Annotated in this window: 19 protein-coding genes; 8 read left to right on the plus strand and 11 right to left on the minus strand. The window is 65.0% G+C overall.

The features are described 5' to 3' along the window. Positions 1-23: 23 nt before the first annotated feature. The 6 genes from CTA01S_RS04970 (at position 24) to CTA01S_RS04995 (ending at position 6,255) form a co-directional block, all read left to right on the plus strand. Entirely contained in the window at positions 24-1,223 is a 1,200-nt protein-coding gene (locus CTA01S_RS04970) for a PilT/PilU family type 4a pilus ATPase (protein WP_019561944.1), read from the plus strand. Between the two features lie 27 nt (positions 1,224-1,250). Further along, positions 1,251-2,402 carry a succinyl-diaminopimelate desuccinylase gene (gene dapE / locus CTA01S_RS04975; RefSeq protein WP_019561943.1) on the plus strand — a complete coding sequence of 384 codons (1,152 nt, stop codon included), beginning with the start codon at positions 1,251-1,253 and terminating at the stop codon, positions 2,400-2,402. Next, a complete protein-coding gene (gene prmB, locus CTA01S_RS04980; protein ID WP_019561942.1) occupies positions 2,399-3,277 on the plus strand; it encodes a 50S ribosomal protein L3 N(5)-glutamine methyltransferase in 879 nt (292 codons plus the stop codon). Before dapE ends, prmB begins: the two co-directional genes overlap by 4 nt. Next, positions 3,274-5,199, plus strand: a complete 1,926-nt coding sequence (locus CTA01S_RS04985; protein WP_062192860.1) for an ABC-F family ATP-binding cassette domain-containing protein — start codon at positions 3,274-3,276, stop codon at positions 5,197-5,199. Before prmB ends, CTA01S_RS04985 begins: the two co-directional genes overlap by 4 nt. Before the next feature lie 91 nt (positions 5,200-5,290). Then, positions 5,291-5,794 carry a MarR family winged helix-turn-helix transcriptional regulator gene (locus CTA01S_RS04990; protein ID WP_019561940.1) on the plus strand — a complete coding sequence of 168 codons (504 nt, stop codon included), beginning with the start codon at positions 5,291-5,293 and terminating at the stop codon, positions 5,792-5,794. 35 nt (positions 5,795-5,829) lie between these two features. After that, positions 5,830-6,255 carry an organic hydroperoxide resistance protein gene (locus CTA01S_RS04995; protein ID WP_062192865.1) on the plus strand — a complete coding sequence of 142 codons (426 nt, stop codon included), beginning with the start codon at positions 5,830-5,832 and terminating at the stop codon, positions 6,253-6,255. A gap of 17 nt (positions 6,256-6,272) precedes the next feature. On the opposite strand, the gene CTA01S_RS05000 is transcribed toward CTA01S_RS04995, so the two are convergent. After that, a complete protein-coding gene (locus CTA01S_RS05000) occupies positions 6,273-7,214 on the minus strand; it encodes an asparaginase (protein ID WP_062192868.1) in 942 nt (313 codons plus the stop codon). A gap of 134 nt (positions 7,215-7,348) precedes the next feature. On the opposite strand from CTA01S_RS05000, the gene lexA reads away from it, so the two are divergent. Beyond that, positions 7,349-8,023 (plus strand): transcriptional repressor LexA, encoded by a 675-nt coding sequence (gene lexA, locus CTA01S_RS05005; RefSeq protein WP_026330354.1) that lies wholly within the window; start codon positions 7,349-7,351, stop codon positions 8,021-8,023. Positions 8,024-8,178: 155 nt separating this feature from the next. Next, positions 8,179-8,958, plus strand: a complete 780-nt coding sequence (locus CTA01S_RS05010) for a hypothetical protein (RefSeq protein WP_157451300.1) — start codon at positions 8,179-8,181, stop codon at positions 8,956-8,958. A gap of 31 nt (positions 8,959-8,989) precedes the next feature. Here CTA01S_RS05010 and CTA01S_RS05015 read toward each other — a convergent pair whose 3' ends face one another. The 10 genes from CTA01S_RS05015 to guaA form a co-directional block, all read right to left on the minus strand. Further along, positions 8,990-10,615 carry an ABC transporter ATP-binding protein gene (locus CTA01S_RS05015; protein WP_062192876.1) on the minus strand — a complete coding sequence of 542 codons (1,626 nt, stop codon included), beginning with the start codon at positions 10,613-10,615 and terminating at the stop codon, positions 8,990-8,992. Further along, complete coding sequence (locus tag CTA01S_RS05020; protein WP_083932489.1) at positions 10,612-11,724, minus strand: ABC transporter permease; 1,113 nt, start codon at positions 11,722-11,724, stop codon at positions 10,612-10,614. The genes CTA01S_RS05015 and CTA01S_RS05020 overlap by 4 nt, the downstream gene beginning before the upstream one ends. Further along, a complete protein-coding gene (locus CTA01S_RS05025) occupies positions 11,708-12,733 on the minus strand; it encodes a microcin C ABC transporter permease YejB (protein WP_062192880.1) in 1,026 nt (341 codons plus the stop codon). Before CTA01S_RS05025 ends, CTA01S_RS05020 begins: the two co-directional genes overlap by 17 nt. A 5-nt stretch (positions 12,734-12,738) precedes the next feature. Further along, on the minus strand, positions 12,739-14,523 hold the full coding sequence (locus CTA01S_RS05030; RefSeq protein ID WP_062192882.1) for an extracellular solute-binding protein: 1,785 nt from the start codon (positions 14,521-14,523) through the stop codon (positions 12,739-12,741). A gap of 58 nt (positions 14,524-14,581) precedes the next feature. Next, the gene (locus CTA01S_RS05035) at positions 14,582-15,547 is read right to left on the minus strand and encodes an LD-carboxypeptidase (protein WP_062192884.1); all 966 of its coding nucleotides are present in this window, start codon (positions 15,545-15,547) and stop codon (positions 14,582-14,584) included. After that, positions 15,495-16,103, minus strand: coding sequence for a tRNA adenosine(34) deaminase TadA (gene tadA / locus CTA01S_RS05040; RefSeq protein WP_062192887.1), 609 nt, complete (start codon positions 16,101-16,103; stop codon positions 15,495-15,497). Before tadA ends, CTA01S_RS05035 begins: the two co-directional genes overlap by 53 nt. Next, entirely contained in the window at positions 16,100-16,321 is a 222-nt protein-coding gene (locus tag CTA01S_RS05045) for a hypothetical protein (protein ID WP_033371608.1), read from the minus strand. Before CTA01S_RS05045 ends, tadA begins: the two co-directional genes overlap by 4 nt. A 102-nt stretch (positions 16,322-16,423) precedes the next feature. After that, positions 16,424-16,984, minus strand: a complete 561-nt coding sequence (locus CTA01S_RS05050; protein WP_062192892.1) for a 2'-5' RNA ligase family protein — start codon at positions 16,982-16,984, stop codon at positions 16,424-16,426. A gap of 6 nt (positions 16,985-16,990) precedes the next feature. Beyond that, the gene (locus CTA01S_RS05055) at positions 16,991-17,947 is read right to left on the minus strand and encodes a YcjF family protein (protein ID WP_062192908.1); all 957 of its coding nucleotides are present in this window, start codon (positions 17,945-17,947) and stop codon (positions 16,991-16,993) included. Positions 17,948-18,200: 253 nt separating this feature from the next. After that, positions 18,201-19,802 (minus strand): glutamine-hydrolyzing GMP synthase, encoded by a 1,602-nt coding sequence (guaA, locus tag CTA01S_RS05060; RefSeq protein ID WP_062192913.1) that lies wholly within the window; start codon positions 19,800-19,802, stop codon positions 18,201-18,203. Positions 19,803-19,810: the final 8 nt, after the last annotated feature.

Here is a 19,810-nt window from a genome sequence, read left to right on the forward strand (position 1 = left end):
GACCCACGACGAGGAGGATGGCGATGAGCGGTGGCAACATGGAGCGCGTGCTGCGCCTGATGGCCGACAAGCAAGCGTCGGACGTCTTTCTATCTGCGAAAACGCCCATCCTCATCAAAATCCATGGGCAAATCCTGCAAGTCAGCGATCAGCCCCTCTCGCCCCAGCAGCCACGTCAGCTGCTGGCCGAGGTGCTCACTCCCGCGCAAATGGAAGAGCTGGATGAGACCGGCGAACTCAATCTCGGGGTGGTCTTGCCCGGTGTGGCCAGTTTCCGCTTGAGTGCCTTCAAGCAGCGCGGCTCCATTGCTGCGGTATTTCGCTACATCCCGAACACGATTCCCTCGTTGGAATCGCTCAACGTGCCCGAGATCCTCACCAGCCTCGTGCTGGAAAAGCGCGGGCTGATCTTGCTCGTGGGCGCCACCGGCACCGGCAAGAGCACGACCTTGGCGGCCATGCTCGAACATCGCAATCAGCAAGTGGCCGGACACATCCTCACGATCGAGGATCCGATCGAGTTCCACTTCACGAACAAGAAGTCCGTGGTCAATCAGCGCGAGGTCGGGCGCGACACCCAGTCATTGCAAATCGGCCTGAAAAACGCCCTGCGGCAAGCCCCCGACTGCATCATGATCGGCGAGATCCGGGACCGCGAAACCATGACCGCGGCCCTGTCTTACGCCCTGTCCGGTCATTTGGTGCTGTCGACGATGCACGCCAACAATAGCTACCACGCGCTCAGCCGCATCATGTCGTTCTACACCCCTGAGGCACGGCCGGCCATGCTGTCCGATCTTGGGTCGGGTCTGAAAGCCATCGTCTCGCAGCGCCTGATGCGCGCAGTGGCCGGCGGGCGCATCCCAGCGGTGGAAGTCCTGCTCAACACCAAGCTGGTGGCCGAATTGATCGAAAAAGGCGACCTGTCCGGGGTCAAAGAAGCCATGGAGAAATCTTTGGCGGAAGGATCGCAGACCTTCGAAGCCGACATTGCCAGGCTGATCCAAGAAGGCCGCGTCACTCGCGAAGAAGGCCTGGCCTACGCCGACTCGCCCACCAACCTGATGTGGCGGCTGCAAAACGACACCAGCACCCAGAGCAAGCTCACCCCGAAGAAAGAGGACATCGAGGATGGGCCATCCTTCACCGAAATCACGCTGGATGTGCGCCATGACGAACGCCCCAGCGGCTACGGCACCACTGGCTTTGGCATGCTGCGCTGAGCTTCCGATGGTTGTGCTCCCCACCCCATGACCGACACCCTGCGCCTTGCTGAAGCCCTGATCGCCCGGCCCTCGGTCACACCGTCCGATGCCGGCTGCCAGGCCTTGATCATCGAACGCTTGTCGCCGCTGGGGTTTGCGTGCGAGACCCTCGTGTTCGGCCCACCGGACTTTCGCGTCACCAACCTATGGGCCAAGCGCGAGGGCCGCGCCGGTCGCCAAGGCAAGGTGCTGGTGTTTGCCGGCCACACCGATGTGGTGCCGGCCGGCCCCTTGGAACGCTGGCTCAGCGACCCCTTCACGCCGACCCACCGGGAGGGCATGCTCTACGGCCGCGGCGCGGCCGACATGAAGAGTTCGATCGCCGCGATGGTGGTGGCCGTCCAAGAGTTCGTGGCCGCCCACCCCGATCACCGCGGCTCCATCGCCTTCTTGATCACCAGCGACGAAGAAGGTCCGGCCAACGACGGCACGGCCAAAGTCTGCGACTGGCTGCGCACGCGTGGCGAACGGCTGGATTACTGCATCGTCGGCGAGCCCACGTCGGTCGAGCAGTTGGGCGACATGATCAAGAACGGTCGCCGCGGATCACTGTCGGGGCGACTGACGGTCAAAGGCATCCAGGGCCATATCGCCTATCCTCATCTGGCGCGCAACCCGGTCCACCAGGCCGCCCCGGCCTTGGCCGAACTGGCTGCCATCGAGTGGGATCGCGGCAACGCCTACTTCCCGCCGACGAGTTGGCAAATTTCGAATCTACATGCCGGCACCGGGGCCACGAACGTGATCCCAGGCGAGCTCGTCGTCGATTTCAATTTCCGATACAGCACCGAATCCACCCCAGATGGCTTGAAGGCCCGGGTGCACGAAGTGCTCGACCGGCATGGCCTGGAGTATGAACTGACCTGGACGCTCGGCGGCTTGCCCTTCCTCACGGAGCCAGGCGACCTGAGCGAAGCCGTGGTGTCGGCCATCCGCACCGAAACCGGACTGACGCCCGAGCTGTCCACCACCGGTGGCACCTCCGATGGCCGCTTCATCGCCCAAATCTGCCCTCAGGTGATCGAGTTCGGGCCGCGCAATGCCACCATCCACAAAATCAACGAAGCCGTGGAAGTGGCCCACTTGGAGCCGCTGAAGAACATCTACCGCAAGACCCTGGAAGCACTGATCGCATGACCGTACTCGAGCTGATCGAGCGCATGGCCGCCCGCCTCGACGAGGCGGGCGTTTCGTTTGGGCACGGCACGACCAATGCCCGCGATGAGGCCGCCTGGCTCACCCTGTGGGCCCTGGGCCTGCCACTGGACGATCTGGACGCCGTGGCCACGCGCGAACTCGACCGCGCCGATCAAGCCCGCGTCAATGCCTTGATCGACGAACGCATCACCACCCGGTTGCCGGCCGCTTACCTCACCCAGGAGGCATGGCTGCAGGGCGTGCGCTTCTATGTCGATGAACGCGCCATCGTGCCGCGCTCCTTCATTGCCGAGCTGCTGGCCGACGGCAGCATCGACCCCTGGCTGGGTGCGCACACCCGCACCGTGCTCGATCTGTGCACTGGTAACGGCAGTCTGGCCGTGCTGGCCGCCATGGCCTATCCGGACATTCATGTCGATGCCTCCGACCTGAGTGCCGAGGCTCTGGAAGTGGCGCGCATCAATGTCGAACGCCATGGCTTGACCCAGCGCATCCGCCTCCTGCACAGCGATTTGTTCGACGCGGTGCGCGGCCGCTACGACCTCATCCTGTGCAACCCGCCCTATGTGAACACGCTGTCGATGGCGGCCTTGCCGGCCGAATACCAGGCCGAGCCGGAACTGGCCTTGGCCGGCGGCGACGATGGCATGGATCTGATCCGTCGCATCCTGCGCCAAGCGCCAGACCACATGAACGAGCAGGCCGTGCTCGTGCTGGAAATCGGCCATGAGCGTGCCCATTTCGAAGCCGCCTTTCCCCTGCTCGAAGCCGTCTGGCTCGACACCAGCGCAGGCCCAGACATGGTGGTGTTGCTCACCCGTGAAGCCTTGGCCGCTCAGACGCTGCTGCGATGATCCAGCTCAAGAATCTGACGCTGCGCCGAGGCACGAAGATCGTGCTCGATGGCGCCTCGCTCACCCTCAATCCCGGCGAAAAAGTAGGCCTGGTCGGCCGCAACGGCGCCGGCAAATCGTCGCTGTTTGCCTTGCTCACGGGCCGGCTGCAAGCCGATGCCGGCGATGTCGAGCTGCCGGCCCATTGGCAGGTGGCCGAAGTCGCGCAAGACATGCCCGAGACCGACCAGACGGCCACCGACTTCGTGCTGGCTGGCGACCGCGTGCTGCAGGCCGCGCAGGCGGCGTTGGCCCAAGCCGAGGCAGCCGGCGACGGCATGGCCATGGCCGAAGCGCATCAGCGCATCGCGCAAGCCGGGGGCTTCGATGCTCGCGCCCGTGCCCAGGCCTTGCTGATGGGCTTGGGCTTCACCAGCGGGCAGCTGGACGCCCCGGTCAACAGCTTTTCGGGGGGGTGGCGCATGCGGCTGCAACTGGCGCGTGCGCTGATGTGTCCGGCCGACTTGATGCTGCTGGACGAGCCGACCAACCACCTGGACCTCGACGCCCTGGTCTGGCTGGAAGCCTGGTTGCAGCGTTTCGAGGGCACGCTGATCGTCATCAGCCACGACCGCGAGTTTCTCGATGCAGTCACGCGGGTGACGGTGCACCTGGAAGACGCCCGCCTGACCCGCTACGGCGGCAACTACACCCGCTTCGAGGAAATGCGCGCCGAACGCCTGGCCCAGCAACAGGCCGCCTATGAGCGCCAGCAAGAGCGCATCGCGCAGTTGTCGCGTTTCATCGAGCGCTTCAAGGCCAAGGCCAGCAAGGCTCGCCAAGCTCAAAGCCGCATCAAGGCCTTGGCACGCATGGAGAAACTGGCGCCGGTGCTCACGGCCGCCGATTTCCACTTCGAGTTCCGCCCACCGGCCCAACTGCCCAACCCCATGTTGGTGCTCGACGGTGCAGCCATGGGCTATCGCCACGCGGATGGCGCGGCCATCATCCTGCGCGACGTGCACCGCTCGGTGCTGGCCGGCCAGCGTATCGGCATTTTGGGCGCCAATGGGCAGGGCAAGTCCACCCTGGTCAAGACCATCGCGCGCAGCCTGCCCCTGCTGGGCGGACGCATCACCGAGGGCAAAGGCCTGTCCATTGGCTACTTTGCGCAGCAAGAGTTGGACGTGCTGGAACCCACCGATACGCCCTTGCAACACCTGATCCGCCTGGCCCGCGACGTCGGACCCGCGGCACGCGAGCAGGAACTGCGGGACTTTCTCGGACAGTTCCGCTTCGTGGGCGACATGGTCATGCAACCGGTGGGCAGCATGAGCGGCGGCGAGAAAGCCCGTCTGGTGCTGGCCCTGCTCGTGTGGCAGCGTCCCAACCTGTTGTTGCTGGACGAACCGACCAACCATCTGGACCTCACCACCCGCGAGGCACTGAGCCTGGCGCTCAATGAATTCGAAGGCACCGTGATGCTGGTCAGCCACGATCGCGCGCTACTGCGCGAGGTGTGCGACGAATTCTGGCTGGTCGCTCACGGCACGGTCAGCCCGTTCGATGGCGATCTGGACGATTACCAGCAGTGGTTGCTGGAGCAAAGCCGTCAGCGGACTCAGACGCAGCGGCAGGCGCCGCCCGAGGCGCGACCGCCGTCCGGTGCTCACAACGCTCGGCAAGATCGACGCGACCCGCAACGCCAGCAACGTTTGGAACAAGCCCGTGCGCTGAAGAAGGAGCTGGCGGCCATCGACGCCCGCCTGGACGCCCTGAGCCAGGAGAAAGCCACGCTCGAGGCGGCATTGTCCGGCGGCCAAGGTACGCCACAGCAGTGGGCGCAGCAGGGCCGACGCCTCAAAGCCATCGGCGAGGACATCGAAGCGCTCGAAACTCGTTGGCTGGAACTGAGCGAACAGCTGGAACGGTTGCACGCTTGAAACCTGGGCCGCCCCGCCGGGCCTGCTGGCACTGCACTGGCGTGCCGACAATTAAATTGCACACAATTAAATAGTGCGATATTATTTCGCCATGCCACGCTCCACCCCTTCCGAGGTCGATTCGCAAGACGTGCTGCAGCTGGACAAGCAGTTGTGCTTTGCGCTGTATGCCACCACGCTGGCGATGACCAAGCTCTACAAACCGTTGCTGGATCGCTTGGGCCTGACCTATCCGCAATACCTGGTCATGCTCGTCTTGTGGGAGCATGGCCAGCAGACGGTCAGTGAACTCGGACAACGTTTGTTCTTGGATTCCGGCACGCTCACGCCCCTGCTCAAGCGCCTGGAGGTCGCCGGCAAGGTGGAGCGCCGCCGTGACGCTGCCGATGAGCGACGAGTCCTCGTCCGCCTCACGCCCGCGGGCCAGGCGTTGCGTGCAGCGGCCAGCCGGCTGCCACTGGACATCGCCTGCGCCACCCAGTGCAGCCCGCAAGAGATTGCCGATTTGCGTCAGCGTTTGCACGATCTGCGCCGCCGCTTGGACCTCCAGTCCCTCCCCTCGGCCAGCAGCCCCGCCAAGCGACGGGCCGCCTGACCGCCTCGCCCTGCCACTCATCGAAAGGAAAGCCCATGCCTCTTGAAAAAGTTCTCTATCAAGCCCGTGCGACCTCGACCGGAGGCCGTGATGGCCGTTCGATCTCGTCCGACGGCGCGCTCGATGTCCGGCTGAGCACCCCCAAGGAGCTGGGCGGCGCTGGCGGCCCGGGCACCAATCCCGAACAATTGTTCGCTGCCGGATATTCGGCCTGTTTCATTGGCGCGATGAAGTTCGTGGCGGCCCAGCGCAAGATCGCGCTGCCCGCCGACACCTCCATCACGGCGACGGTGGGCATTGGCCCCATCGCGCAGGGCTTCGGCATCGAAGTCGACCTGGAGGTATCGATCCCCGGCATGGACCGTGCCCAGGCCGAGGCCCTGGTGCAAGCGGCTCACCAGGTGTGTCCGTACTCCAACGCCACACGCAACAACATCGACGTGCGTCTCAAAGTGGTCTGAACGCCACGCGCCTCGGCTCACACCGGCATCAGCGCCAGCATCAGGGCCACACGGGCCTTGGCTGGCGTCAAGGTGCCCACCGAGGGCCATCCTCGCGGATGCGCCCCCAGCACCGGCCCGGCGCCGCAGCGGCTGGCACGCCACACGGTCACCCCTTGCGCCTGAGCTTCGGCCAAGGCAGCCTCCAAGTCGCGGTGGATGCTGCCATTGCCGGTGCCGGCCACCACCAAGCCTCGCACACCGGCGTGCACCAACGCCCGCACGGCTTCTCCCCGCGCCCCCGCCGTGCTGGTGACGATCTCCACCCAGGGCCAGGCAGCCGGCTCCAAGGCCCACACGCGTTCCCAGTCCAGCGCCTGCCCCTCGGGCCAGGGGCGCAGCAAGCGCAAGCTGCCAGCCTCCACCAGCGCCACCGGGCCGGCATCGCCCGAATCGAACGCATCCACTTGATAGGTGTGGGCCTTGCGCACATCGGCCGCTGCATGCACCCGGCCGCACAACACCGCCACGACGCCGCGGGCACCGGGCCAGGCAGCCACCGTCATTGCATCGACCAGGTTTTGGGGGCCGTCGGCCGACAATGCCGTGGCCGGACGCATGGCCGCCGTCAGCACCACCGGCTTGCTCGGTGCCAGCACGGACTGCAGGAACCAGGCCGTTTCCTCCAAGGTGTCGGTCCCGTGGGTGACGACGACCCCCGCCACCTCGGGCCGTGCCAGCGCCTGTGCGACCGCCTGGGCCAGCTCGCGCCAGACGCCGAAGTCCATGTCTTTGCTGTCCACTTGGGCCAGCTGATGCACTTCCAACGGTGCGCCGCTCAGTGAAGGCACCGCCGCCACCAACTGCGCCACCCCCAGCTGCGCTGCCGTGTAGCCGGTATGGTCGGACGCACTGCTGCCCACACCGGCAATCGTGCCTCCCGTGCCGATGACCACGATCGTGTTTGAATGGCTTTGCATTTTCTTCGAGACTGGATAAAAATACAGATACTGGATGCGCAACCAGTGGGTGCGTGCTCAGAAGGCCTGCGGGCCTGTGCTCGCGCGACCGCGCCCGGTCGATAGTCTCCATCATTCCTTGCCGGTCCATGGACATGTCCGAGACCCCGAAGCTCACGGCCCGTCAGCAACAAATTCTCGAGCTCATCCAAAGCGCGATCGAGCGCACCGGCGCGCCGCCCACGCGGGCCGAGATCGCCGCTGAGCTCGGCTTCCGCTCGGCCAATGCCGCCGAGGAACATCTGCAAGCCCTGGCCCGCAAAGGCGTCATCGAACTGGTGGGAGGCACCTCGCGAGGCATCCGGCTCAAGTCTGACACATTGCGCTCGCTGGCCGAGTCGCGCATTCGCCAGTTCAGCCTGCCTCTGCCGGGGCTGGCTCAGCTCGCCTTGCCTCTGGTGGGCCGGGTGGCCGCGGGCAGTCCCATCTTGGCGCAAGAGCACATCGATCAGACGTATCACGTCGAAGCCAGTTTGTTTCAGCGCAAACCCGACTTTCTGCTCAAAGTGCGTGGCATGAGCATGCGCGACGCTGGCATCCTCGACGGAGACCTGTTGGCCGTGCAGGCCACTCGCGAGGCCAAGAACGGCCAGATCGTCGTGGCCCGCCTGGGCGACGAGGTCACGGTCAAGCGTTTTCGCCGTCAGCGAGGTCACATCGAACTGCTGGCCGAGAACCCCGACTACCCCACGATCATCGTCGAGCCCGGACAAGACTTCGAGCTCGAAGGCATTGCCGTGGGGCTGATTCGCAACACCATGTTGATGTAGCCGCATCGCCTCCGGCCCACTGCAGGTGGTGGGCGCCAGCGCGAGGAGGACATCGCCTCGCACAGGCCCTGCAGTTGGCCCGCTGCGCCTCCAGGCGAAGCACCCGTCCCAATCCTGCCGAATGTCATGAGCTTGGTAGATCTTCGGAGATGGACATGAACGACACGGCTTCCCTGCCCCCCTGGTGGCGACGTTTGCGCTTGCGGCCTCGCCGGGCCACACCGGAGCGTCTGCCCACTGGGCATGCGAGCCTGGATGCGGCCCTGCCGGGTGGAGGTTGGCAGGCTGGACAGGTGTTGGAAGTATGCGGCCCGCAGGAGGGTGCCGCCGCATGGCGTCTGCTGGAAACCGCCATCGAGCGCGCTGCGCGAGCGGGCCGACCGGTGGCTCTGGTGCAACCGCCGCACACTGTGCACCGCCGACTGGAGCCGGGGTTCGGCACGGGTCCGCTCAGCTGCTGCTGGCCTGGCCCACAAGGCGCGCGCGTCGTCGAGGCGGGCGTGCAATGGCTGCAAACCCACCCCGGGGGAATGCTGTTGTTGTGGGCCTCGGACATGCCGACGGCAGCTTGGCGAGCGCTGTCACGCGCCGCCCGCCGCCACGCGGCCCATGTCTTGCTCATGCGCCCGGCCTCGTCGCGCTGGGATGACAGCCCGGCCGACGTCCGGCTGAGTCTGTTGCCGGGCCGGGGGCGCCACTGGGACGTGCACGTGCAAACCCCCGCTAGTGCAGCCGCGGTGTTGCTGCGGGTGTCACTCGACGAGGCTGGCGGTGCGAAGCCCTCAGCCGGGCTCGCCCCCATGTCCGCCCTGAAAGTGGCCGTCGATCCGACCGACCGACGCCGCACGGCCTTGTGCGGCACCTTGGCTCAGGTCTGTGACGAACTCGAACGCCTGGCCCGCCGCGAAGCCGAAGGCTGGCCTCTGGCGGCCTGAACGAGGCAGATCGGCAAGCGCGTCGACCCTCTCAAGCAGGGTTCGGCACGCTCGCCGCGGCCACGAGCCGCCGGGTGTAAGGATGCCGTGGGGCATCGAGCACTTCATGCATCTGGCCGGACTCGACCACTTCACCGTCCTTCATCACGATCACGTGGTGGGCCATCGCACGGATCACATCCACATCGTGGGTGATCAGCAGATACGCCAGGCCGTGCTCACGCTGCAGGCGCTGCAACAGGGCGAGAACCTGCTTCTGGATGGTCACATCCAGCGCGCTGGTGGGTTCGTCCAGCACCAGCAGCTGAGGTCTGACGATCAGCGCGCGCGCAATCGCCAAGCGCTGCCGCTGCCCACCGGAGAACTCATGCGGATAACGGGCGAGCAAGCCTGGAAACTGCGCTTCGGTAAGGCCCACATCGGCCAAGGTCTGGCGCACGCGCTCGCGTCGGGCATGGGCATCCAAGGCCGGCTCGTGCACCCGCAGCCCCTCGCCAATGAGTTCCTCGACCGTCATGCGAGGCGACAGCGACGAAAACGGATCCTGAAAGACCACCTGGGCCACCCGCCGCAAAGGACGATCGGCCCGTGGCGAGCCTTGCCAGGAGGCACCTGCCAGGCGCAGCTCGCCTGAGCTGGGCACCAACCCCAGCACGGCCATGGCCAGGGTGGATTTGCCCGATCCCGATTCACCGATCACCCCCAAGGTCTGACGCGGGGCCAAGTTCAGGCTCGCACTGCGAACGGCCACGAACTCACCGCGACGGAACCAGCCTCGCAAGCCAGGCCTTGGAACGGGATAGACCACCCGCAGCGACCGGGTGCGCAACAAATCGTCCTGTGTGGATGAGGCGCTCACGCCCTCGACCACATCGCGCTCGGGTCGGCTGTCGATCAGTTTGCGGGTATAGGGATGCCGCGGGCGGCCAAAGACCTCGGCCACCGTGCCTTCTTCCACGAGATGGCCGCTTTCCATCACGGCCACCCGGTCGGCAAAGCGGCGCACCAGGTGCAGGTCGTGGGTGATCATCAGCACGGCCATGCCGCGGCGACGCTGCAAATCATCCAACAGATCCAGGATTTGCACACGCAAGGTCACGTCCAGCGCCGTGGTGGGTTCGTCGGCCAGCAACAGGCGCGGTTCACCGGCCAAGGCCATGGCGATCATGGCGCGTTGACGCTGCCCGCCGGACAGCTGATGCGGATAGGCCCGCGCACGGCGTTCCGGCTCGGAGATGCCTGTGTCGGCCAGCAATTGCACCGCCTTGTCCCAAGCGTGCGCCGCGCTCAGCCCTTTTTTGAGCTGCAGCACTTCGACGATCTGATCGCCCACGGTGTACAGCGGATTGAGGGCCGTCATCGGCTCCTGAAAAATCACGGCGACATCCTCGCCTCGAACGGCGCGCAGTGCCCGCTCGTCGAGCGACAACAGATCGCGTCGGTCGCCCTGAGCCCCTTGCAACCAGACCTGTCCGTGCACCTGGGCCGAGGGCACCAGGCGCAGCAGGCTCAAGGCCGTGACGGTCTTGCCCGAGCCCGATTCACCCACCAGAGCCAGTTTCTCGCCAGGCCGCACATGCAGGTCCACACCATGCACCACTTCCTTGCCGCCAAAGCTCACGCGCAGTCCGCGCACCTCCAACAGTGCATCGCTCATGCCTGCGCCTCCTGGGTCATGCTCGGCATGGACGGGCGCGGCTGGGCTTCGGGCGGATCAGGCATGCGCGGATCCAAGGCATTGCGCAGCGCATCGCCCATGAAAGTCAGCAACAGCAAGGTCAGCACCAACACACCGAAGGTGGACAAGGAAATCCACCAGGCATCGATGTTGGCCTTGCCCTGATTGAGCAGCTGGCCCAGCGATGGCGTGTCAGGCGGCACCCCCAAGCCCAAAAAGTCGAGCGAGGTCAGCGCCAAAATGGCCGCACTCATGCGAAAGGGCAGGAAAGTCACCACGGGCGTGAGGCTGTTGGGCAGAATGTGACGCCAGATGATCTGCAGATTGCCCACGCCCAGGGCACGGGCCGAGCGCACATAGTCCATCTGCCGGTTGCGCAGGAACTCGGCCCGTACGTAATCCGACAAGCCCATCCAGCCGAACAGACTCAGCAGCACCAGCAGCAATCCAAGGCTGGGCGCGAACATCGCGCTGAAGATGATGAGCAAATAGAGCTCCGGCATCGAGGCCCAGATCTCGATGAGCCGCTGCATGGTCAGGTCGATGCGTCCGCCGAAGTAACCCTGCACAGCCCCGGCCACCACCCCCAGAACGACGCCAATGGCCGTCAGCGCCAGCGCAAACAGCACGCTCACCCGAAAGCCGTAGATCAGCTGGGCCACCATGTCTCGCCCTCGATCGTCGGTGCCCAGCCAGTTGTCACGCGACGGGCCCGCGGGGTTGGGTTCCTTGGCGAAATAGTTGATCGTGCGTGGGCCATACGGGTTGGGCGGATAGATCGCCCAGTTGCCCCCTTGGCTGAGCCGCTCGCGGATGAACGGGTCCAGATAGTCGGTGGGCGTCTCGAAGTCGCCACCGAAGACCGTCTCTGGGTAATCATGCAACAACGGCAGATAAAAGCGGCCCTCGTAACGCACCAGCAGCGGTCGGTCATTCGACAACACCTCGGCAAACAGGCTGAGCACGACCAAGGTGCAGAAGATCACCAAACTCCAAAAACCAAGCCGGTTGTGACGAAAGCGGCGCCAGGCCCGCCGGCTGGGGCTGTTCGAGGCGGCAACTGGCACGGGGTCAATCGAACTTGACACGTGGATCCACCCAGACGTAACAGAGGTCGCTGATCAGCTTGGTGACCAGGCCAATCAGCGTGAACAGGTACAGCGTGCCCAGCACGACGGGGTAGTCACGCCGGATCACGCTTTCGTAACTCAACAAGCCCAGGCCATCCAAAGAGAACAGGGTCTCGATCAGCAAGGCGCCCGTGAAGAACGCCCCCACGAAGGCTGCGGGAAAGCCCGTGACGATGGGGATCAGGGCGTTTCGAAAGACATGCTTCCACAGCACTTGGCGCTCGCCCAGGCCCTTGGCGCGCGCCGTCAGCACGTACTGCTTGCGAATCTCCTCCAGGAAGGCGTTCTTGGTGAGCATGGTGGTCACGGCAAAACTGCCCAGCACCATGGCCGTCACGGGCAGGGTGATGTGCCACAGGTAATCGACGATGCGCGCCCCCCAGCTCAGATCTTCCCAGTTGTCCGAGGTCAGGCCGCGCAGGGGGAACCACTGGAGCTGTCCACCGAAGACCACCAGCAAGGCCACTCCAAGCACGAAGCCAGGAATCGCATAGCCCACCAGCACCAGCAGCGTGGTCACGAGGTCGAAGCGCGTGCCGGAGCGCACCGCCTTGGCCACGCCCAAAGGCACGGCCACGCCGTAACTCAGCAGAAAAGTCCACATCCCCAAGCTGATGGACACTGGCAGCTTTTCGACGATCAGCGTCCACACGTCCTTGTTCTGGAAAAAGCTCTTCCCCAGATCGAAGCGCATGAACTGGCCGAGCATTTGCAAGAAGCGTTCGTGGGCAGGCTTGTCGAAGCCGTAGAGCGCCTTGATCTCTTCCAGGCGCTTGCGATCGACCCCCTGGGCCCCACGATAAGCCAAGGCGCCCGCCTCGCCGCCGCCGGGGACGGCACGGGCTTCGGCCAGATATTGCTCCACCGGGCCACCGGGCACGAACTGCACCACGACGAAGGTGATGAGCAGCACCCCCAGCAGGGTGGGAATCATCAGCAGCACGCGCTTGAGGATGTAAGACCACATGGCTGTTACTTTGCCCACCAGGTGAACATGACCCAGTCCTCGCCTTGGATGTATGGCGGCACCGTTTGCGGACGCGCCAGGCGCCACTGGTTGTAGGCAATTCGGTGAGTCGGCGCCGTCCATTGCGGAATCAGGTAATGCCCATACGCGATCACCCGGTCCAGCGCTCGACACGCAGGCAGCAGCTCAGCCTGGGTGCGCGCAGCACTCATGCGGTCGATCAGCGCGTCCACCGCAGGGTGGCTGACGCCTGCCAAATTGCCAGAGTCTGGCGTTCGAGCCGCTTGGCTGCCAAACAAGTCCGCATACTCGCTGCCGGGGTTGTGCGTGCCTTGGAACGCAATGGTCGTGATGTCGAAATCGAACTCCCGCAGCCGCTGCTGAAACAGCGCGAAATCCACCGCTCGATAGACCAACCGAATGCCCAGCTTCTCCAGGTTGCGAGCCCAAGGCATCACGATGCGCGCACCGGCTTCGTTGCTGTCTAGATATTCCAGCACCATCGCTTCGCCCTGGGCATTGCGCAGCACACCGTCTTGCACCGTCCAGCCCGCTGCAGCCAGCAAGGCCTTGGCACGGCGCAAATTGTCCCGCAGCGAATGCTCGCCGTCGGTGCGTGGCGGCTGATACATGGGGCCGAAGACGGCCGCCGGCAAACGGTCGCGCCAGGGCTCGAGCAAGGCCCGCTCCTGTGCCGAGGGCTCGCCCCGAGCCTGGCAGGCCGTGTTGCCAAACAGCCCCGTCACCCGTTGGTAGCTGTTGTAGAAGAGCATCCGGTTCATCCACTCGAAATCGAAGGCCAGACCGAGGGCCTCCCGGACTCGGGGGTCTTTGAGCTTGTCGCGCCTGGTATTGAGCACGAAACTCTGGAAGCCCGAAGGCAAGCGGTGCTGGAACTCGCCTTTGACCAATTCACCCGAATCGAAGCGCCGGCCGGTGACGCGCCGCGTCCAGTCCCCGGCCGAGAAAAACCGCATCATGTCGAACTCGCCGGCTTTGAGAGCTTCCAGCCGCGCGGTGTTGTCCTTGTAGATCTTGACCGTGATGCGATCGAAGTTCACCGTCCCGCGGCGCACATTCAAATCCCGCCCCCAGTAATTGGGGTCGCGTACGTACGTGATGTCCTTGCCAAACCGCACCGGACCGATGCGGTAGGGTCCGCTGCCGATGGGCGTGTCCATCACCACTTGGTCGAAGGGCTTGCCCTGCCCCCACTCATGGCTGAACACGGGCAGCCCGCCCACCGTCAGCGGCAGCTCACGGTTGGGCCGTGAGAAGCGATAGCGCACGGTGCGTTCGTCCAGCACGTCGAGCCCGGCCACGTCGGCCAGCAACGTCTTGTAGGCCGGCGAGGTGTGCGGCCCCATCAAGACCTCGAAACTGTGCTTGACATCCTTGGCCAGCACCGGCGATCCGTTGTGGAAGCGGGCTTCACGCCGCAGCCGGAAGACCGCACTCAACCCATCGGGCGCCACCTCCACGCTTTCGGCCAACAAGCCGTAGCCACTGGCCGTCTCGTCCAGCGAGCCGATCAGCAAGGACTCGAACATCAACGCTGACAAATACGCTGGCGCACTGCCCCGCAAGGTGAACGGGTTGTACTTGTCGAACGTCGACACCCGCAGGTTGCTCACCAAGCGCAGCTCACCGCCCTTGGGAGCATCGGGATTGACATAGTCGAAATGCGCAAATCCGGCTGGGTACTTGAGATCGCCCCACAAGGCGTATCCATGAGCCGCCCACACCGGCAGCGCCGCGCACCACAGCAGCAGACCCCACAGGCTTCTCATGCGCCACATTCTGCATGAAGCCCGCGGGCCTGGGCCCTGGGCAACGCTCCAGAAGCATTCACCATGCGATCAAGGCGTCGCGCCCTTGCACCACCAGCTGCACTTTCGCCCCCACCGGCAGCGTGACTTTGGTGGCCACATGGCCAAACGGCAGGCCCGTGAGCACCGGCGTGCGCGTGAGGCTGCGCACATGGGCCACCACCGACTTCAGGGAGTACCCCCGGTCCAGAGGCGATGGCTTGAAATCGGTGAAGCGGCCCAGCACGACGGCTTTTTGCGCATCCAGCACGCCGGCTTGGTGCAGTTGCAACAAGTCTCGTTCGATCCGATAGGGGTGCTCGTTCACGTCTTCCAGAAACAGAATGCCCCCCTTGACCCGGGGCCAGTGCGGCGTGCCCAACAAAGCGTTGACCATGCACAGATTGCCCCCCCACAGCCGCCCTTTGACGTCTAGCCCATCGAAACCCGCCTCGGTGCGAAAACCCACCGCTTCGAGCTCGCCCCGCATGGCTTCGAGAAAGCAATCCTGCGTCACCTCGTCCACCTGCTCGGCGCCGAAATCAAAGCAGGCCATCGGCCCGGCATAGGTCACCCCCTCCACCCCATGGGCCAGCAAGGCCAATTGCAAGGTCGTGAAATCGCTGTGACCGACCCAGCGGGTCCCCCGCTCGATGCTGCGCCCGATGCGGCGGTAGTCCAGACGATCCAACAGCCGGGTCAAGCCGTACCCGCCCCGTAGCGCCATCGCCACATCACTGCGGCCGTCGGCCACGCGGTGCACGGCGGCCAGGCGGGTGTCATCATCCCCGGCAAAGCGCTGGTGCCGCGCCAGCGCATCCTCATCCAAGCTCACCTCGAAACCAAGTCGGCGCAGCCTTGCCATGGCCCGCCGGGCCACGGCGCGATGTGCCACCACGCCCGACGGCGAAAACAACTTCAGCGTGCGGGGGGCCGAGGCGGCCTGTGTGTGTTCATGATCGTGATCGTGGACCTTCAACGGGGGGCTCCAAATCGGAAAACTCATGGACCTCACCGGTCGGAATGGGCTCGTGACCCACGGCCGCCTGACCCCGCGGTGAGGGCAAGCTCTCGGCTTGCCGGCGCTGCCGGTAAGCGGCGCGCCGCTCGGCAAAAAAGTCACGCAGCACTTGCCCGCAGGCTTGTGCCAACACACCACCATGCACCTGGGTATGGTGGTTGAGCCGACTTTCGGCAAACAGATTCAGCACTGAGCCAGCCGCCCCTGTCTTGGGGTCGGCGGCGCCGAACACCACACGCCTGAGGCGTGCATGCATCAAGGCCATCGCACACATCGCGCAGGGTTCGAGCGTGACGTAAAGCTCGCACTCCGGCAGGCGGTAATTGCCAAGCAACTGGGCAGCATGGCGCAGCGCGACGATCTCGGCATGGGCCGTGGGATCGTGTTCGGTGATGGGCCGGTTGTAGCCGGTTGCGATCACCTTGCCCTCGCGCATCAGCACCGCACCCACCGGAACCTCGCCCACCAACCAAGCGTTGTGGGCCTGGTCCAGGGCAATGCGCATGGCGTACTCGTCTTGAAGACGCTGCTCGTCGCTCATTCGTCCACCTTGCGCGCCGGCTGCTGCAAGGCCTGATCCAGACCTTGACGAAACTGTTCGAGCTGCTGCGACGGACTGCCTCGCAGAGGCGCTGACGCTGCCGAGGACGGACCAGCCGGCGCAGCCGGCAGCGTCACCGAGCTCAGCTGCTGCTTGGCCAGCACGGCGAGCACGGCCAAAACGATCAGCACGGCTGCAAGACTGAAAAGGATTCGCATCGATGGAAACGGATTCTGGCGAAGCCCCGTTTCTAGCATGATCCCGCCCGAAACAGGCTCGGGCCGACCTCGCCTGTCGCGCTGCCGCCGCTCATCCCGTCCTCACGACTCCCATCGCCCCAGCACCACGTGACGGCGCAGCCCCACCAGACTGCGCATCAGCACGAACCCACGGGCCTGCCACTCGATGGGCTCCACAGACTCGGGCGGCAGCTTCACCGCTTCACGCCCCAGGGTGAGATGGGGCGTGAAGCCTGCCGATGCGCAGGCCAAGCCCAGCCTCTGCCCCTGTTGCACCAACGCCTGGTGCAGCTGCCTCAACGGTCCGTCGCCACCCTCGGTGGCCAACACCAAAGGATGGGCTCCAGGGCGAGCATCGAAGCTCAGCAAACGATCGAGCGTGACGGACAGCGCTTGCATCCGAACTGCAGCGCCCAGGGCCAACGCTCTGTCCACGACATCATCGGGCAACCGGCCGACACGGCCGACAAAGAGCAGCGTGAGATGCCACAAGGACCTGGGCACGGGACGCCGTAGCTGCAAGCCCCGGCGCGCCAGCGCGTCCACCACGGCCTGGATACGGTCTTGAGCCTGAGCTGGCGGCAGCAACGCGAAAAACAGACTGTCGCCGTCACGCTTCGCCGATGAGGACGGCCCGCCCATGACCCATCAGCCCTGACGCACCAGATTCATCACTTGTGCGGCATCCAGCGTGCGCGCCCGCTGCTGCATCTGCGGCAAGTAACGCGCGTGCAAGCCCTGCGCCTCGCGCGTCATGCCCGCGTAAGCGTCTTTGAGCATCTGGGCCGACAACACCCGTCCACCGGCGTAGTAACGCTTGGCCACATGGCCCAGGGCGTAGGTGGTGGCAAAGCTCATGCCCGAGCTGACGGCCTGCTTGCCCAGGCCGCGCAACAGCCCCCCGCCCACCGAACCCAACAGGCCGCCGATCAGCTTGCGCCCGGCCTGCTCCAGATACTGAGAGGTCAAACCTACTCCCGCCGTGGCAAGGAAGTCCTTGATATGCCCGCGGTCCAGCTCATAGCCGTAGGCCTTGCCAATGCGGTAGACCAACTTCATTTGCAACGGAATGATGGCCAGGGTCGAAATCGATTCCGGCAACAGCTCCAGGGCCCCGTTGAGAATGGCTGCATTCAGGATGGCCGAATCCAGTTCCGCCTCGTTCACGGCCGCCTGGGCGGTTGCCGCCGTGGACGCCGGGACTGGTGCCGAGGCGGGCGCGCTCATCGGCACGGTGGCCAACGTTTCGGCTTGCTGCGAAATCGTGGCGGCCACGCCGGCCTCCAAACCCAGAACCCGGGCCAGCTCGGCCAGAAACGCCTGCTCGGCCGGCGATTGGGCCCCATCGGCATCACACACGCCCACGGCCATCTCGTAAGCCAGCTGACGCGACTCGGGGCTGGACAGCACGGCGGCAGCCGAGCCGACCGTCACGCGCTTCATCAGCACGTCCTGCACCAACGAGGGCACATGGAGGCCCCCTTCGCCGGCCAGTCCTTCGGCAATGCGCCGGATCTCGGCACGCTCACGTTCATGCTTCTGTCCGTCGGCAAACGCCGCCAGCAGGCTGATCGTCACGATGGCACGGGTTTCGTCTGGTGTCATGCGGGTCTCCTAGGCCATCTTTGGTACCACCGGAGGCCCTGCCGGTTCCCTACCGCTGCCGGTTCCCTGCCGAGCACAGCCATCAGGGCGCCCGATGCAAGCGAACCACCCCTCGAGCCCAGCGAGGGGCTGGGTGAGGAGCTTTCGAGGGCGACCACCCGTGCGTGACCTGCCCCCGTTTTCCGTTCCACCGGTTGGGAACATTTCCCCGCGAGGGTGATGAACTGTACGCTTGGGGTCTTCCGGGTCCAGGTCACTCCCACTCGATCGTCGCCGGCGGCTTGGAGCTCACGTCGTAGGTCACACGGTTGATGCCACGCACCTCGTTGATGATGCGGCTGGAGACCCGCTTGAGCAGACTGTAGGGCAGTTCGGCCCAGTCGGCGGTCATGAAGTCGCTGGTCTGCACGGCGCGCAAGGCCACCACGTAGTCGTAGGTGCGGCCGTCGCCCATGACGCCCACGCTCTTGACCGGTAGGAAGACGGCAAAGGCTTGGCTGGTGAGGTCGTACCAGCTCTTGCCAGTGGCTTCGTCGCGGGTGTTGCGCAATTCCTCGATGAAAATGGCATCGGCCCGGCGCAGCAGGTCGGCGTATTCTTTCTTCACCTCGCCCAGGATGCGCACCCCCAAACCAGGGCCAGGGAACGGGTGGCGGTACACCATCTCGGGCGGCAGGCCCAGGGCCAAACCCAGTTCGCGCACTTCGTCTTTGAAGAGTTCACGCAGCGGCTCCAACAGCTTCAAGCCCAGCTGCTCGGGCAAGCCGCCCACGTTGTGGTGGCTCTTGATGGTGACGGCTTTCTTGGTCTTGGCGCCACCGGACTCGATCACATCGGGATAGATGGTGCCTTGCGCCAGCCACGCCACGTGGCGCTGGTGGGTCTGCTTGATTTTTTCGGCTTCGGCTTTGAAGACATCGACGAACAGGCCGCCGATGATCTTGCGCTTGGCCTCGGGGGCGCTCACGCCAGCCAGCTTGCTCAGGAAAAGCTCGCTGGCATCGACGCGCACCACTCGGGCGTGCAGCTTGCCGGCAAACATGTCCATCACCATGTCGCCCTCATTGAGGCGCAACAGACCATGGTCGACGAACACGCAGGTCAGCTGCTCGCCAATGGCGCGATGGATGAGCGCGGCAGCAACGCTGGAATCGACCCCACCCGAGAGACCGAGGATGACCTCTTCGTCGCCCACCTGCTCGCGGATGCGGGCCACGGCCTCCTCGATGTAGTCGCCCATGATCCAATCGGCGCGGGCACCACAGATGTCGCGCACAAAACGGGTGAGTATCGCCTTGCCTTGCACGGTGTGCGTGACCTCGGGGTGGAACTGCACCCCGTAGTAGCCCCGTGTCTCGTCGGCCATGCCTGCAATGGGGCAACTGGGTGTGGAGGCCATGACTTTGAAGCCCGGCGGCAGCTCGGTGACTTTGTCACCATGGCTCATCCACACCTGCAACATGCCGTAGCCATCGGCCGTGCGGAAGTCCTCGATGCCGTTGAGCAGCCGCGTATGGCCGCGCGCACGCACTTCGGCATAGCCGAATTCGCGATGGTCGCTCCACTCGACTTTGCCCCCCAGTTGCACCGCCATGGTCTGCATGCCGTAGCAGATGCCCAGCACCGGCACGCCCAGCTCCCACACCACCTGCGGGGCGCGCAGCTCGTGGTCTTCATAGGTGCTGGCGTGGCTGCCCGACAGGATGATGCCTTTGGGTGCGAACTGGCGGATGAAGTCATCCGACACGTCGTTGGGATGGATTTCGCAGTAGACGTGGGCTTCGCGCACGCGCCGCGCGATCAGCTGAGTGACTTGGGAGCCGAAATCGAGGATGAGGATCTTGTCGTGCTGCACGGTTGGCG

The organism is Caldimonas taiwanensis NBRC 104434 (genome assembly GCF_001592165.1).
Taxonomy (GTDB): domain Bacteria; phylum Pseudomonadota; class Gammaproteobacteria; order Burkholderiales; family Burkholderiaceae_C; genus Caldimonas; species Caldimonas manganoxidans.